The organism is Streptomyces sp. NPDC037054 (genome assembly GCF_055606745.1).
In genome coordinates this window covers 108,506-123,437 of the sequence record NZ_JBVJSJ010000010.1, presented here as the reverse complement: position 1 = coordinate 123,437, position 14,932 = coordinate 108,506, and the positions used below count along the sequence as shown (strand labels likewise).

The window sequence follows — 14,932 nt, the reverse complement described above, 5'->3', positions numbered from 1 at the left end:
GGGCACTTCGTCCCTTCCATCCTGCACCGCCCGGCCCCCGGCGGGCCATGCCCCGGCCGTAGATCAGGGACATCTCGGGGTCGGCTCCTCCGCAGGTGCCGGGCGGGACGTACGCGCGGGCGGCGCGCCCCCGCCGTTCCGCGTCCTGACCTGCGAGGGCCGATTGGGCCGCGGGGGCCGGGGCTGGAAGACTTGGGGGCATGAGCGACTCCTCCCCCGTCCGCCCCGCCCCGCCCGTCCTCGACGTCTGGTGCGAGCTGCAGTGCCCGGACTGCCGTACCGCGCTGGCCGACTTGCGTGCCCTGCGCGCCCGCTACGGCGACCGTCTCGAGCTGCGGCTGCGGCACTTCCCGCTGGAGAAGCACAAGCACGCCTTCGCCGCTGCGCAGGCCGCCGAGGAGGCGGCTGAGCAGGGCAAGGGCTGGGAGTACGTCGAGGCCGTGCTGGAGCGGGTCGAGGACCTGTCCCGCCGGGGCGAGCCGGTGCTCGTCGATGTCGCCGGCGAACTCGGTCTGGACGCCGAGGAGTTCGACACCGCGCTGATCGACGGCCGGCACATCCTGATCGTCGACGCGGACCAGGCCGAGGGCAAGGCGATCGGCGTGACGGGCACCCCCACGTACGTCATCGGGGGCGAGCGCCTCGACGGCGGCAAGAGCCAGGAGGGGCTGCGGACGCGGATCGAGGAGATCGCGGACCGGCTGCTGGCGGCGCGGGAGGCGTGAGCGGCCGCCGGCCGACCGGCCCCGGCTACAGCAGCGGCTTGTACATCGCGTACCGCGACGTCTCGTAGCCCAGGGAGTCGTAGAGCCGTTCCGCCGGGGTGTTGCCCGCGAAGACGTTGAGCCCGATGGCGTGCTTTCCGCCCTCGACGGCCTGGGTCTCCGCGAGGAGCAGCAGGGAGCGGCCGTGGCCCCGGCCGCGGTGTGCGGCGGCGGTCTCGACGTCGAAGACGAAGGCGTGGTCGTGGCGCAGCGCCAGCCACAGGGTGCCGACCGGTGTCCCCTCGTGTTCGAGGACGCTGAAGATCATGTCGGCCGTGCGCCGCCCGTCGGGCAGCAGGCTCGCGTGGTCGCGCTCGGACTTGGCCCGGGCCTCGGCCTCGGGGACGCCCCGCTCCCTCCAGTTGCGGGCGTACTCCTCGCGGCCCTTGGCCAGCCAGGGCCCGAACTCCTCCTCGGTCATGGGGCGCGCCCGGGTGCCGGCGGGCAGGGCGGGCGGTGTGTCGCCGAGGGCCTTCGTCATGTTGCGGTTGCGGACGACGTAGCCGAGGGCGGTGGCGAGGCGGAAGGCCGCTTCCGGTTCGGCGGGGACGTCGGCCTCGATGCGCCGGCAGCCCCAGCCGCGGGCGACCTCCTCGGCGGCGAGCGCGGCGACGGTGCCCCGGCCGCGCCGCCGGTCCGGCTCGTCGATCCGCAGCTTCATGACGCGGGCCACCGCGTCGCCGAAGACGGGATGCGTGCCGAGGTGTATCACGCCGACGGGACGGCTGTTCACGCACACCTGGTAGCGGCGCGAACGTGTCCCGTCGGCGTGCTGCTGGAGCGGCTCGGTCGGCCGCAGGGTCGTGGTCATCGGTTGTGTTCTACCCGCTGCCGCGCCACCGGGTCAGCCGAATATGCCCGGCTGTCAGGGGTCGAGATCGTCGCCGGCCCGCTCGTCGAAGATCCGCATGGCCTTGGCGGTCGCCGGGCCGGGTGCGCCGGGCAGTTCGCGGCCGTCGACGCGGTGCACGGCCTGGACGTCGCGCAGCGTGGAGGTGAGGAAGATTTCGTCGGCCCGCTCCAGGACGTCGAGCGGCAGGTCGGTCTCCTTGGCGCCGGTCCACTCGACGGTCAGCTCGCGGGTGATGCCGGCGAGGCAGCCGGAGGCGAGCGGCGGGGTGTGGATCTCGCCGTCGAGGACGACGAAGACGTTGGAGCCGGTGCCCTCGCACAGGTGCCCCACCGTGTTGCCGAACAGCGCCTCGGAGGCGCCCTGTTCGCGGGCGCGGGCGAGGGCGACGACGTTCTCGGCGTACGAGGTCGTCTTCAGGCCGGTGAGCGCGCCGCGTTCGTTGCGCGTCCAGGGGACGGTGACGACGGCGGTGGAGTCGGGGCGCCGGGTGGTCCCGCCGAGGGCGACGACGAGGGTGGGGCCGTGCTCGCCGCGGTCGGAGCCGAGCGGGCCGTGGCCGCCGGTGAAGGTGATGCGCAGCCGGCCGAGCGGCATGGGGTTCGCGTCGAGGACGGCGGCGCAGGCGCGGCGGACCTCGTCGTGGTCGGGGTCGGGCAGGCCGAGGCCGCGCGCGGACCGGGTCAGCCGGTCCAGGTGCCGGGTGAGCGCGAACGGCTTGCCGTCGACCGCCTTCACCGTCTCGAAGATGCCGTCGCCCACGGTCAGTCCGTGGTCGAAGACGGAGACGCGGGCGGACTCGATGTCCTGCAGCCCGCCGTCGAGCCAGATCTTCACGTCAACAAGTCCCTTCGCTCTCCTCGTACGCTCCCGACGCTACCGCGAGCAGCCGGGACGCCTTCAGTTCGGTCTCCCGCCACTCCCCCTCGGGGTCGGAGCCCCAGGTGATCCCGGCGCCGGTGCCGAACCGCAGGACGGCGGTGCCGGGGGCGGGCCGCTCGATCCAGAAGGTGCGGATGCCGACGGCCAGCTCGGCGGTGCCCCGGTCGGCGTCGACCCAGCCGACGCCGCCGCAGTAGGGGCCGCGGGGCGCCGTCTCCAGGGCGTCGATGATCGTCAGGGCGCTGGACTTGGGCGCGCCGGTCACGGAGCCGGGCGGGAACGCGGCGTCGAGCAGTTCCGGCCAGCCGGCCCCGTCGCGCAGCTCGCCCCGTACGGTCGACACGAGGTGGACGAGGCCGGGGTGCTTCTCGACGGCGCACAGGTCGGGGACCGAGACGGAGCCGGTGGCGCAGACCCGGCCGATGTCGTTGCGGACGAGATCCACGATCATCACGTTCTCGGCGTAGTCCTTGTCCAGGAGGTCGGCCTCGGTGCGTCCGGTGCCCTTGATCGGCCCCGACTCGACGGTGCGGCCGTCCCGGCGCAGGAACAGCTCGGGCGAGGCGGTGGCGATCTCGACGCCGTGTCCGGGCAGCCGGATCGTTCCGGCGTACGGGGCGGGGTTGCCGCGGGCCAGCAGGGCGGTAAGGGCGTCGACGTCGGCGTCGGGAGCGACGGGCGCGGACAGCACCCGGCACAGGTTGGCCTGGTAGACCTCGCCGGCCGCTATGTGCTCCCGGATCCGCCGGACGCCCGCCGTGTACGCGGCGCGGTCGAGGGACGACGTCCAGTCACCGGCGGCCGGTCCGCGCCAGGCGCCCGGGACGGGGGCCGGGACCGGCTGTTCCCGGACGTCCCGGAAGCGGGCGCAGGTCAGACGGCCCTCGAAGTCGGCGCAGACGGCCCAGAAGCCGGTGGAGTCCAGGGCCGCGGGATCGCTGGTGACGTCGGTCAGACCGGTGGCGACGCGGTCGCCGAAGCGGGCGAGAGGAGCGAGGTCGAGCACGCGATCGAGTCTAGGGCGGGTGTCCGAGGGGTGACCTAGCCGTGACCCCGCGGGGACCCTCGCAGGTCCGTGAGCAGGCGTAGCGCAGCACGCTGCGCAAACGCGTTTTTGTCCTGGCTGCGGAATCCGCTAGAGTTCAACTCGTCGCCGGGCCGCGCGAGCGGACCGAAACGACAGGCGGACGTAGCTCAGTTGGTAGAGCGCAACCTTGCCAAGGTTGAGGTCGCGAGTTCGAACCTCGTCGTCCGCTCGAAGGAAGAGGGGGATTTCCGTCCCCTACACTCCTGGTGGAGTGGCCGAGAGGCGAGGCAACGGCCTGCAAAGCCGTCTACACGGGTTCAAATCCCGTCTCCACCTCCAAGGACGATTAGCTCAGCGGGAGAGCGCTTCCCTGACACGGAAGAGGTCACTGGTTCAATCCCAGTATCGTCCACTGGATCTTCGACGGTCGTCGAAGGTCTGACCCGCGCGATTAGCTCAGCGGGAGAGCGCTTCCCTGACACGGAAGAGGTCACTGGTTCAATCCCAGTATCGCGCACGCAGTACTCGCGATCTTCGGATCGTGGTCCCGAGGACGATTAGCTCAGCGGGAGAGCGCTTCCCTGACACGGAAGAGGTCACTGGTTCAATCCCAGTATCGTCCACGCACCGAAGCCCCCCGGTTCTCACCGGGGGGCTTCTTCGTGGTGCGGGTCAGCGGCGCGGTCCATGCCGTTCAGCTGGAGAACAGCATGTGCCCGAAGCTCTTGTGACGGCGCCCGTGGGGGTGGTGGCCGTGCTGCGGGGCGCCCCAGGCGGGAGCGGGTGCCGCGGGGTAGGCCTGCGGGGCGGCCGGGGGCGGCGGGGCGGCGGGCTGCTGCCACTGGGACTCCAGCCGGGTCAGCGACTCCAGCTCGCCGTAGTCCAGGAAGATCCCCCGGCATCCGCTGCACTGCTCGATCTGGACGCCGTTGCGGTTGTAGGTGTGCATCGGGGCTCGGCACTTCGGACACTGCATCGTCGGCTCAACTCCTCGCCGGTCGTTCCTGCTTCGCGTATCGCCAGGACAAGACTCCGTCCGGCGGCGGTCGGTTGCACCCTACTTCGCGAAACCTTGTGCCGATTCGCAGGGATCGGCCGCAGCGGCCGGTACGGATGCCATCCGGTCGCACGCCGCCAGGACCAGTTCCTCCACCTCGTCCAGGGGCCGGCCGGCCGCCGCGGACTTCACCAGGGCCTGGGCGCCGGTCTGCACGGTCAGCGCACGGGCCGGGACGTCGAGCGCGGGCCAGGGGTCGCCGGCCGCGGGCACGGCGGGGCCGTCCGCGGCGCGGTACGCGGTCAGGAACCGGTCCCACTCCTCGGGCGTGAGCAGTCCGCAGGCGTACCAGGCCGCCGGGCGGGCCAGGTCCCAGGCGGGGACGCCGGTGCCCACGTCGTCGACGTCTATGAGCAGCCAGCGGCCGTCGGGGTGCCGGACGAGCTGGCCGAGGTGCAGGTCTCCGTGGCACAGGGTCGTGGTGCCGGGCGCGGGCGCCTCGGCGCGGGCCCAGGCGGGCAGCGTGTCCCAGGCGCGCAGCACGGCGTCGGCGGCCGGGTGCCGGTCGGCGGCGCGGCGGAGGTGTTCGACGGCACGGGCCGCCTTGAGGGGGCCCCGCATGGCGGGCGCGTCGGCGCCGTCGAGGGGGGTGCGGTGCAGCCGGGCGAGCAGGTCGCCGGCCGCCTCCCAGGGCGCCGAGTCCGGCTCGTCGGGGTCGACGGGGCTGCCGTACGGCCAGAACGTCACGAGTCTGCCGTGCAGGTCGACCGGGGCCGGCTCGACGGGGGCGAGGAGGACGTCCGGGAGGCGGGTGGCGAGGGCGAGGCGCTGGGCCAGCTCGCGCGGGTCCGTGCCGGGCGGGTGGGCCTTGGCGACGGTCTCCCCGTGCCGTACGACGGTGCCGTCCGGGCGGTCGGCGAGCGTCGTGTCCGTCCCGCAGGGGCAGGTGGTGGTCCGTGCGTGCGCGGTGCTCGTGGCCCTGCCGGTCAGCTGGGACACGAGGGAGCTGGCTGTCACGGAGTGAGGGTAGTCGCGCCGGCGGTGCCGGGGCACCGGTGCGGTGCGGTGGGCGGTCGCTGGAGCAGTGCGCGGGCGGTCGTGGGAGTACGGCAATGCCGGCGCAGCTCCCCAGCTGCGCCGGCATCTGTGCCGTCCGCCGCACCCCCGTCCCCACGGGGTTTCATGGATGGATGTCCCCACCCGGACCGCTCTTCCGGGCCTGGGGTCGCGGTTCAGCGCCCCAGCATCACACCCACGGACGACGCCTGTGTGGCCACCGTCTCCCAGCCGTCGAAGACGACGAGGAGCAGAACCGCCAGGGGAAGCGCCATGAGCGTCGCCACCAGGGGGTGACGGCGGCCCTGGCGACGCGGGCGGAACGCGGCGTACGCCACCCGCTCCCGCGTGCGGAGCGCTGTCCGCGATGCCGTGTGGGCCATGGTGTTCTCCTGACCGTTGGTTGGCCTGGTTGGTCGGTCTGTGCGGCGGCGGGTGTCCGACCTCGGGGGACGAGTCCTGCACCCGCCGCTTGTCCTCAAATCTAGGTGCCGGGACACACCGGGACGTCATGCCCTCGTACCGAATACCGGGCCTCCCGGAGGATGAGCCGTGCCGGGGCACGTACTCCCCAGGGTGGAGACGCGGTCCCGGGTCTCCGGGTCTTCCCGGAGGGGGCGGCGGGTCCGCCCGGTTTCTCCGAACCGTCCCCGATGGGGCGCGAGGCCCCGAGCGCGTGACTTCGCTCACTTCCGCGACACCCCCGCGCACCCCTGTGCGTGCCCGACGCCCCTCCCCCGCCGGCACCGCCCCTGACCTGCGCGTCGTCCCGTCCGCTTGTCCGGACGCGCCCCGCGGCCGGTCCCGTGCGGGTCCAATCCCCCTGCCGTGTCGGCCGGTTGGGATCTTGTGGCGTCCGCGTCCGGCACGGCGGCCGGTGTCCTGACCCGCCCTCAAGTCGCCCGCCCGGCACCGACAATCCGTCGCCGGGAGAGGGCGCGGCCTCTGCGCGCGGGGGGCCGGGGAAACGTAAGCTGTGGCACGTCACAGGGACCGGGCAGCGGGGATGAACATGGCGATGATGCGCCTGAGGCGCGAGGACCCGCGCGTCGTCGGCTCGTTCAGGCTTCACCGACGGCTCGGCGCGGGCGGGATGGGCGTTGTCTACCTGGGCTCCGACAAGAAGGGGCAGCGGGTCGCGCTGAAGGTCATCCGGCCCGACCTGGCGGAGGATCAGGAGTTCCGCTCGCGGTTCGCGCGCGAGGTCTCGGCGGCGCGGCGGATCCGCGGCGGGTGCACGGCACGGCTCGTGGCCGCCGATCTGGACGCCGACCGCCCCTGGTTCGCCACGCAGTACGTGCCCGGCCCGTCCCTGCACGACAAGGTCGCCGACGGGGGGCCGCTGTGCGCCGCCGACGTCGCGGCCGTCGGGGCCGCCCTGTCGGAGGGCCTGGTCGCCGTGCACGAGGCCGGGGTCGTGCACCGGGACCTGAAGCCGTCCAACATCCTGCTGTCCCCGAAGGGGCCGCGGATCATCGACTTCGGCATCGCCTGGGCGACGGGCGCCTCGACGCTCACCCACGTCGGCACGGCGGTCGGCTCCCCCGGTTTCCTCGCGCCCGAGCAGGTGCGGGGCGCGGCCGTCACGCCCGCCACGGACGTCTTCTCGCTGGGCGCCACGCTCGCGTACGCGTCGACGGGCGACTCCCCCTTCGGGCACGGCAGTTCGGAGGTGATGCTGTACCGCGTGGTGCACGAGGAGCCGCATCTCCAGGGCGTGCCGGACGCGCTGGCCCCGCTGGTGCGGGCCTGCCTCGCCAAGGACCCCGAGGAGCGGCCGAGCACGCTCCAGCTGTCGATGCGGCTGAAGGAGATCGCCGCCCGTGAGGCACAGGGCCTGGCCGACGCGCGGCCGCCGGCTCCCCGGACCGGCGACGCGGACCGGCCGACCGGGCGGCTCCCCGAGGGCCCCCCGGAGGCCGGGCGGCGCCGCCCGCAGGGCAGTCCCGCGTCGCGCGGCGGTGCCGCTTCCCGGGGGTCCGGGCCGGTGCGCGGCGCGACTCCGTCACGGGGCGGCGCGGCGCGCGGTGGACCGGCGTCGCGCGGGGGCGGTACCGCATCGCGCGGGGGCGGTACGGCGTCCCGGTCGGGATCGCGGCCCACGCCCACCGGCCGCGGCACCCGCCCGGGCAGCGGCAGCCGTCCGGCGCCGCGCAGCGGGGCGGGACGTCCCGGGCCGCGCACGACGGGGACCGGGCGGCGGCCGGCCAATCCGAGGCTGCTGCGGCAGCGGCTGTTCGTGTTCGTCGTGGTGACCCTGCTCGTGGCGCTCGGCATCGCCGCGGCCCAGGGGTGTCAGGGCCCGTCGCGGGGACTCGACGGCGGTGACCGCCGGAGCGGAGCCGCGCCGACGCGGCAGGAGCGGGTGGAGCCGGCGGACCGGCCACTGGACACGCCGGTGACGGCCGAGCGGTACGGGGCGGCGTTCGAGGACGACGTGCGCTAGACGAGCGCTAGACGTGCGCTTCGGGGCGGCCCGCCGTCACCGCGTAGAAGGCGACCGCCGCCGCCGCGCCGACGTTGAGCGAGTCGACGCCGTGGGACATGGGGATGCGGACCCACTCGTCGGCCGCGCGCAGGGCCCGGGCGGAGAGGCCGTCGCCCTCGGCGCCGAGCATCAGGGCCACGCGGTCCATCCGGTGCGGGGCGGTCTCGTCGAGGGTCTTCGCCCGCTCGTCCGGGGTGAGGGCGAGCAGGGTGAAGCCCGCCTCCCGGACCGTCGTCAGGTCCTTCGGCCAGGCCTCAAGGCGGGCGTACGGCACGGAGAAGACCGCGCCCATCGAGACCTTGACGCTGCGCCGGTACAGGGGGTCGGCGCAGTCCGGGGAGAGCAGTACCGCGTCCATGCCGAGGGCGGCCGCCGAGCGGAAGATGGCGCCGATGTTGGTGTGGTCGTTCACCGACTCCATGACGGCCACGCGCCGGGCGCTGCCCAGGAGTTCGGCCGCCGTCGGCAGCGGCTTGCGCTGCATCGAGGCGAGGGCGCCGCGGTGCACGTGGTAGCCGGTGACGCGCTCGGCGAGTTCCGGGTCGACCGTGTAGACGGGGGCGCCGGTGGCTTCGATGACGTCGCGCATGGCGTCGACCCACTTGGCCGACAGCAGCATCGAGCGCATCTCGTAGCCCGCGTCCAGGGCGCGCCGGACGACCTTCTCGCCCTCGGCGATGAACAGGCCCTCGGCTGGTTCGCGGCGGCGGCGCAGGTCGACGTCGGTCAGGCCGGTGTAGTCGTGCAGGCGCGGGTCGTCGGGGGTGTCGACGGTGATGAGTTCGGCCACGGGATGCTGCTGCCTCGTCCGGGTGGGTGGGGGTGGGGCTGGTGGTGGCGGGTCAGGCCGACGGGGTGGGGCCCACGGTGACGACCTCGCCGATGACGATGACCGCCGGGGGGCGGACGTCCTCGGCCCGGACCGTCTCCTCGACCGTCGCGAGGGTGGCGTCGACGCGGCGCTGGGCGGCCGTGGTGCCCTCCTGGACGAGGGCGACGGGGGTGTCCGGGGCCTTGCCGTGCGCGACGAGGGTCTCCGCGATCCGGCCGATCTTGTCGACGCCCATGAGGATCACGAGGGTGCCCGTGAGCTTCGCCAGGGACGGCCAGTCGACCAGGGAGCGCTCGTCGTCCGGGGCGACGTGCCCGCTGACGACGGTGAACTCGTGGGCGACCCCGCGGTGCGTGACGGGGATGCCCGCGGCGCCGGGGACCGAGATGGAGCTGGAGATGCCGGGCACGACGGTGTACGGGATGCCGGCCTCGACGAGGGCGTGCGCCTCCTCCATGCCGCGGCCGAACACGAAGGGGTCGCCGCCCTTGAGGCGGACCACCGACTTGCCCTGCTTGGCGTGCTCGATCAGCGCGTTGTTGATGGCCTCCTGGGCCATGAAACGGCCGTACGGGATCTTCGCCGCGTCGATCACCTCGACGTGCGGCGGGAGTTCGGCGAGGAGGTCGCGGGGGCCGAGGCGGTCGGCGATGACGACGTCGGCCTCGGCGAGGAGCCGGCGGCCGCGGACCGTGATCAGGTCCGGGTCGCCCGGGCCGCCGCCGACGAGGGCGACGCCCGGGGTGCGGGTGCGGTGGTGCGGGGCGACGAGCGTGCCGTCGCGCAGGCCCTCGACGACCGCGTCGCGGATGGCTGCGGTGTGCCGGGGGTCGCGGCCCTTGGCGTCGGTGGTGAGCACGGCGACGGTGACGCCCTCGCTGTGGCCGGTCGCCGGGGTCCAGGCCGTCGCGGCGTCGGCGTCGTCGGAGCGCACGCACCAGACGCGGTGCCGCTCGGCCTCCGCGGAGGCGCGGGCGTTGGCCTCCGGGTCGCTGGTGGCGATCAGGGCGTACCAGGCGTCGGCGAGGTCGCCGTCCGCGTACGGGCGCCGCTCCCAGGTGATCTCGCCGGCGTCCGCCATCGCCTCGACGGACGGGGTCGCGTCCGGCGACACGAGGAGGACGTCGGCGCCGGCCGCGACGAGGGCCGGGAGGCGGCGCTGGGCGACCTGGCCGCCGCCGAGGACGACCACTCGGCGGCCGGTGAGGCGGAGGCCTACGGGGTAGGCGGGGTGTTCGGCCATGAGGGTGCGGCTCCTGTTGCGGCGGTGCGATGCCCTGACGTGCGGATTTTACGGCGCGGCCGGAGAGGGCGGCTCGGGCGTCCGGGGGCTGGGCACCCGGACGCCCGGTCCGTCGCTACTTCTCCGTGACGCCCGCCGAGTCGAACGTCGCCACCTCGTGCATCGCGCGGGCCGTGCTCTGCACGAGCGGGAGGGCCAGCAGGGCACCGGTGCCCTCGCCGAGGCGGAGGTCGAGGTCGACCAGCGGGCGCAGGCCCAGCTTGTTGAGGGCCGCGACGTGGCCCGGCTCCGCGCTGCGGTGACCGGCGATGCACGCCGCGAGGACCTCCGGGGCGATCGCGCGGGCGACGAGCGCGGCGGCGCCGGCGCTGACACCGTCCAGGATCACCGGCGTACGCAGGGACGCGCCGCCGAGGAGGAGGCCGACCATGGCGGCGTGCTCGAAACCGCCGATCGCGGCGAGGACGCCGATCGGGTCGGCGGGGTCCGGCCGGTGCACGTCGAGGGCGCGGCGCACGACCTCGGTCTTGCGGGCGAGGGTCTCGTCGTTGATGCCGGTGCCGCGGCCGGTGACCTCGGACGGGTCGGCGCCCGTGAACACCGAGATCAGGGCGGCGGACGCGGTCGTGTTGGCGATGCCCATCTCGCCGGTGAGCAGGGCCTTGTTGCCGGCGGCCACCAGGTCGCGGGCGGTCTCGATGCCGACCTCGATGGCCTGCTTGGCCTCCTCGCGGGACATGGCGGGGCCCGTCGTCATGTCGGACGTACCGGCGCGGATCTTGCGCGGCAGCAGGCCCGGGGTGGCGGGCAGGTCGGCGACCACGCCGACGTCGACGACGCAGACCTCGGCGCCGACCTGGCTCGCGAAGGCGTTGCAGACGGCGCCGCCGCCGAGGAAGTTGGCGACCATCTGGGCCGTGACCTCCTGCGGCCACGGGGTGACGCCCTGGGCGTGCACGCCGTGGTCGCCGGCGAAGATCGCGACGGCCGCGGGCTCCGGGATCGGCGGCGGGCACTGCCGGGACAGTCCGCACAGCTGCGCGGAGATGATCTCCAGCATGCCGAGCGCGCCGGCCGGCTTCGTCATGCGCTTCTGCCGCTCCCACGCCTCGCCGAGCGCCTTGGCGTCCAGCGGGCGGATCTGCGCGACCGTCTCGGCGAGCAGGTCGTGCGGGTCCTCGCCGGGCAGGGCGCGGCGGCCGTACGTCTCCTCGTGCACGACCCAGGACAGCGGGCGGCGCTTGGACCAGCCGGCCTGCATCAGCTCGGGCTCGTCCGGGAACTCGTCGACGTAGCCGACGCAGAGGTAGGCGACGACCTCCAGGTGCTCGGGCAGGCCGAGGGCGCGGACCATCTCGCGCTCGTCGAAGAAGCTGACCCAGCCGACGCCGAGGCCCTCGGCGCGGGCGGCGAGCCAGAGGTTCTCGACGGCGAGCGCGGAGGAGTACGGGGCCATCTGCGGCTGGGTGTGCCGGCCCAGGGTGTGCCGGCCGCCGCGGGTGGGGTCGGCGGTGACGACGATGTTCACCGGGGTGTCGAGGATGGCCTCGATCTTCAGTTCCTTGAACTGCTTGGCCCGGCCCTTGGGGAGGGACTTGGCGTACGCGTCGCGCTGGCGCATGGCGAGTTCGTGCATCGCGCGCCGGGTGTCGGCGGAGCGGATGACCACGAAGTCCCAGGGCTGCGAGTGGCCGACGGACGGCGCGGTGTGGGCGGCCTCCAGGACGCGGAGCAGGACCTCGTGCGGGATGGGGTCGCCGCGGAAGCCGTTGCGGATGTCGCGGCGTTCGCGCATGACCTTCAGGACGGCCTCGCGCTCGGCGTCGTCGTAGCCGGGGGCGGCCGGACCGGTGGACTGCGGTGCTTCTGCCACTGCGGCCGCGCCCTCTGCTTCCTGGTCGTTCTGGTCGTCCTGCTCGGCGGCCCGGGTGTCCAGGTCGTCGGCGTGCTGTACGAGCCCGGGGTCGGCCTGCGCCTGCTCGGCCTCGCGGGGTGCGGGCACCGCGGGGGCCTCCGGCTGCTCGGCGGGTGCGTCGGCGACCTCGCCGGCCACGGCGGGCACGGTGATCGCGTGCGGCGGGGTCGGGGCGAGGTGCGGGGTGGTCGGCACGGTGCCCTCGACGGGGACGAACTGGCCGACGGGCGGCTCGTGGTGGCCATTGCCGGTGGCGTCCGCCGGGTGGGCGGGGGCGAAGGCAGCGGTGGACACGTGCGCGGGCTCCGGGGCGGGCTGCGCGTGTGCGGGCGCGCCGCCGGGGGAGGACTGGGGGCCCTGCGGGGCCGGGGTCGCCCGGTTCGGGTCCGCGGGCCCGCCGACCGGCGCGGCGTGGACCGCCGACTGGGGTTCGGGCTGCTGCGGGTCGTGGGTGATCCGCTGGTCCGGGGTCACCTGCACCTCCTGGGGGGACTGCCCGTCCTGCCGCGTCGCGTCCTGCGGCACCGTCGTGTCGGTACCGGCGGCGGGGGTGTCCCCGGTGACGGCAACGGTCTCCCCGGCGGGCTGCGCGGCCTGCGTGGGGTCGGCCTCGGCTGCTTCGGGGAACGGAACGGCTGCGGGAACGGGGGCGCCTGCGGCGGAGTCGGGACTGACCGGGGCGGGGCTGCCCACGGAGGCTTCGGAGGCTACCTGGGCGGGGGCGGCCGTGGGGAGGTCGGCGACGTCGGGAGCGGCGGGGTGGGGGGGTGCGGGGGCTTCGGTGGCGGTGGGGGCTTGGGTGGGGAGGGTGGCTTCTGGGGTGGCTTGGGGGACTTGGGGGGCCTGGGAGGCTTGGGGTGCGTGGAGGCCTTGGGGTGCGTGGAGGCCGTGGGGTGCGTGGAGGCCGTGGGGTGCTTGGGGTGCCTGGAGGGTGCCCTGGTCCGGGAGCGGGGTCGCTTCGGGGGCTGCCTCGGCGGAAAAGGCGGTGGGGGCCTCGGGGGTGGCCTGGTCCACGGGGGCCGTGGCTGCGTCCGGGGTGATCTGGTCCGCAGGGGCCGTAGCTGCCTCAGGGGTGGCCTCGTCTGCGGGGACTGCGGCCCCGTCCGGGGTGGCCTGGCCCGCCGGGGCCGTGGCTGCGTCCGCGGTGGTCTGGTCCGCAGGGGCCGTAGCTGCCTCAGGGGTGGCCCCGTCTGCGGGGACTGCGGCCGCGTCCGGGGTGGTCTGGCCGGGGTGCGGGGCGGCCTCAGGGGTGGCGTGAACCGGGTGCGCGGTCGGCTCGGGGGCGTCCTGGCCGACGGGGGCGGTGGCCGCCTCAGGGCTGCCCTGGCTGGAGACTGGGCCCGCCTCGGAGGCCTGCGCCTCGGGGGCGGACGGGGTGGTCTCGGGGGTGAGCGGTTCCGGGGCCGTGGCGGTGGCCGGAGCGGCGGCGTCGGACGTCGAGGGCTGCTCGGGAGCCGGGGCGTCGGTGCCCTGTGCTTGCTCGGAGGCGTCGGCGTCGGACGCCGAGGGCTGCTGCGGGGCCAGGGCCTGCTCTGCGGCATCCTGTGCCGATGCGAGGGCCTGCTCGGAGGCGTCGGCGTCGGGCGCGGGGGCCTGGTCGGCCACCACCGCCTCGGAGACGGCGGCCTGCTCGGCCGTAACCGCCTCGGTCACGGTGTCCTGCTCAGCGGCGGCCGCCACGGCGACCGGGGTCTCCCCGGCATCGGATGCTCCCGGAACGGGAACCTCTGCGCCCGGCACCTGGGAAGCCGGGGCCTGCGCGACCGGCGCGTCAGCGTCCTCGACCTGCTCGGCGGCTTCGGGGACGTACTCACCGACAGCCGCGCCGGACGCGGGGACCTGCTCAGCAGCGGCGCCGCTCTCGGCACCCTGCTCCCCGCCGGCCGCGCCGCCCTCGGCACGCCGCTCGGCGACACCCGCGTCGCCCTCGACGCCCTGCTCCCCGCCGGCCGCGTCGGCCGCGTCGGCCACAGCCTCGACAGCCGTCGGCGTCTGTTCCTGCGCGGCGTCCTCGGCCTCCGGAACCTGTTCCGCCGTCACCGCGCCGGGCTCGGGCGTCTCCTCGGCGACGACCGCCTCGGTGACCTGCGCCTGCTCGGGCGCGGCAGCCTCCTGAGCCGCCACGTCCTCCACCGCAGCGGCACCGTCCGGTCCCTGCGCGGTCTCCGGCGCGTCGGTCTCCTCCGGTGCGCTGGACGCCAGGTCGGGACCGTCCTGAGGAGCGGCCTCCTGGACGTTCCGGGGCTGCGCCTCCCCCTCGCCGGCGGCGGACCGCGTCGCGCGGGTCACCGCTGCCTCGGCGGCGCCGGGCTCGGCCGGGGAAACCGTTTCGGCGGGGCGGGCCTGGGCGGCCCACGCCGGTGCGCCCGGCGCGCCCACCGCAGTCGGTGCGGTCGGTGCGGTCGCGTCGAGGTACTCCGGGTTCGGCTGGCGCGGCGCGTCCGCGGGGCCGCGGTCGGCGAGGGAGCGGACCGGGCTCGCGGACATGTTCGGGACGGGCGGGCCGAGGTGCAGCGGCCGACGCGGCGGCAGCGTGGCCGACGGGGTCGACGCGGTGGACCCGGTGGACGCGCTCCGCCGGCCCGTGTCGGGGAGCCGGACGCCGCCGAGGTCGACGAAGCCGCTGTCGCGGCCGGCGGTCTCGTGCGGGCCGGGCTGGTGCACGGCCTCCACGACGGGCTCCGGGGCGGGCGGCGCGACCTCGTTGCCCCAGGGGCTCTGCGCGCCCGGTAGCAGCAACAGGTCTTCGTCCTGGGCGGTGGTCTCGGAGAGGTAGGTGTACGAGCCGTGCGCGTGGGCGCCCGGCTGTTCCACCGTGCCTGCGTTCTCCGGCAGCCCGTCGCCCGGGACCTGGCCGGTGTCGGTCATGCGTACCCCT

At 75.1% G+C, this 14,932-nt stretch carries 11 protein-coding genes and 5 tRNA genes; 7 read left to right on the top strand and 9 right to left on the bottom strand.

The features are described from left to right. The first annotated feature begins 200 nt into the window (after nt 1-200). Nucleotides 201-725: a DsbA family protein gene (locus ACZ7D7_RS23800; protein ID WP_470826805.1), complete on the top strand. Its 525-nt coding sequence runs from the start codon at nt 201-203 to the stop codon at nt 723-725. A gap of 25 nt (nt 726-750) precedes the next feature. Here the strand turns inward: ACZ7D7_RS23800 and ACZ7D7_RS23795 are convergent, their stop codons facing one another. The 3 genes from ACZ7D7_RS23795 to ACZ7D7_RS23785 are packed head-to-tail and all read right to left on the bottom strand — an operon-like array spanning nt 751 to nt 3,502. After that, entirely contained in the window at nt 751-1,575 is an 825-nt protein-coding gene (locus tag ACZ7D7_RS23795; protein ID WP_470826803.1) for a GNAT family N-acetyltransferase, read from the bottom strand. Nucleotides 1,576-1,629: 54 nt separating this feature from the next. Then, nucleotides 1,630-2,451, bottom strand: coding sequence for an aminotransferase class IV (locus ACZ7D7_RS23790; protein ID WP_470826801.1), 822 nt, complete (start codon nt 2,449-2,451; stop codon nt 1,630-1,632). Between the two features lies 1 nt (nt 2,452). Further along, nucleotides 2,453-3,502 (bottom strand): chorismate-binding protein, encoded by a 1,050-nt coding sequence (locus ACZ7D7_RS23785; RefSeq protein ID WP_470826800.1) that lies wholly within the window; start codon nt 3,500-3,502, stop codon nt 2,453-2,455. A gap of 177 nt (nt 3,503-3,679) precedes the next feature. On the opposite strand from ACZ7D7_RS23785, the gene ACZ7D7_RS23780 reads away from it, so the two are divergent. The 5 genes from ACZ7D7_RS23780 to ACZ7D7_RS23760 all read left to right on the top strand — a co-directional run bounded on the left by ACZ7D7_RS23780 (nt 3,680) and on the right by ACZ7D7_RS23760 (nt 4,146). Continuing rightward, nucleotides 3,680-3,752 (top strand) — tRNA-Gly (locus ACZ7D7_RS23780). Between the two features lie 36 nt (nt 3,753-3,788). Beyond that, nucleotides 3,789-3,862 (top strand) — tRNA-Cys (locus ACZ7D7_RS23775). 1 nt (nt 3,863) lies between these two features. Next, nucleotides 3,864-3,935, top strand: a tRNA-Val gene (locus tag ACZ7D7_RS23770). A gap of 33 nt (nt 3,936-3,968) precedes the next feature. Continuing rightward, nucleotides 3,969-4,040: transfer RNA gene (locus tag ACZ7D7_RS23765), tRNA-Val, on the top strand. Nucleotides 4,041-4,074: 34 nt separating this feature from the next. Next, nucleotides 4,075-4,146, top strand: a tRNA-Val gene (locus tag ACZ7D7_RS23760). A gap of 71 nt (nt 4,147-4,217) precedes the next feature. On the opposite strand, the gene ACZ7D7_RS23755 is transcribed toward ACZ7D7_RS23760, so the two are convergent. The 3 genes from ACZ7D7_RS23755 to ACZ7D7_RS23745 form a co-directional block, all read right to left on the bottom strand. Then, on the bottom strand, nt 4,218-4,499 hold the full coding sequence (locus ACZ7D7_RS23755) for a TFIIB-type zinc ribbon-containing protein (RefSeq protein ID WP_470826798.1): 282 nt from the start codon (nt 4,497-4,499) through the stop codon (nt 4,218-4,220). 81 nt (nt 4,500-4,580) lie between these two features. Then, the gene (locus ACZ7D7_RS23750; RefSeq protein WP_470826797.1) at nt 4,581-5,537 is read right to left on the bottom strand and encodes an aminoglycoside phosphotransferase family protein; all 957 of its coding nucleotides are present in this window, start codon (nt 5,535-5,537) and stop codon (nt 4,581-4,583) included. Between the two features lie 215 nt (nt 5,538-5,752). Beyond that, nucleotides 5,753-5,959, bottom strand: a complete 207-nt coding sequence (locus tag ACZ7D7_RS23745) for a hypothetical protein (RefSeq protein WP_470826796.1) — start codon at nt 5,957-5,959, stop codon at nt 5,753-5,755. Nucleotides 5,960-6,582: 623 nt separating this feature from the next. Here ACZ7D7_RS23745 and ACZ7D7_RS23740 point away from each other — a divergent pair. Further along, nucleotides 6,583-8,022 carry a serine/threonine-protein kinase gene (locus tag ACZ7D7_RS23740; RefSeq protein WP_470826997.1) on the top strand — a complete coding sequence of 480 codons (1,440 nt, stop codon included), beginning with the start codon at nt 6,583-6,585 and terminating at the stop codon, nt 8,020-8,022. Nucleotides 8,023-8,029: 7 nt separating this feature from the next. On the opposite strand, the gene ACZ7D7_RS23735 is transcribed toward ACZ7D7_RS23740, so the two are convergent. The 3 genes from ACZ7D7_RS23735 to cobT form a co-directional block, all read right to left on the bottom strand. After that, nucleotides 8,030-8,854 (bottom strand): TrmH family RNA methyltransferase, encoded by an 825-nt coding sequence (locus ACZ7D7_RS23735; protein WP_470826795.1) that lies wholly within the window; start codon nt 8,852-8,854, stop codon nt 8,030-8,032. A gap of 52 nt (nt 8,855-8,906) precedes the next feature. Beyond that, complete coding sequence (cobA, locus tag ACZ7D7_RS23730) at nt 8,907-10,139, bottom strand: uroporphyrinogen-III C-methyltransferase (RefSeq protein ID WP_470826793.1); 1,233 nt, start codon at nt 10,137-10,139, stop codon at nt 8,907-8,909. A gap of 115 nt (nt 10,140-10,254) precedes the next feature. Next, complete coding sequence (gene cobT / locus ACZ7D7_RS23725; protein ID WP_470826792.1) at nt 10,255-14,922, bottom strand: nicotinate-nucleotide--dimethylbenzimidazole phosphoribosyltransferase; 4,668 nt, start codon at nt 14,920-14,922, stop codon at nt 10,255-10,257. Nucleotides 14,923-14,932 lie beyond the last annotated feature (10 nt).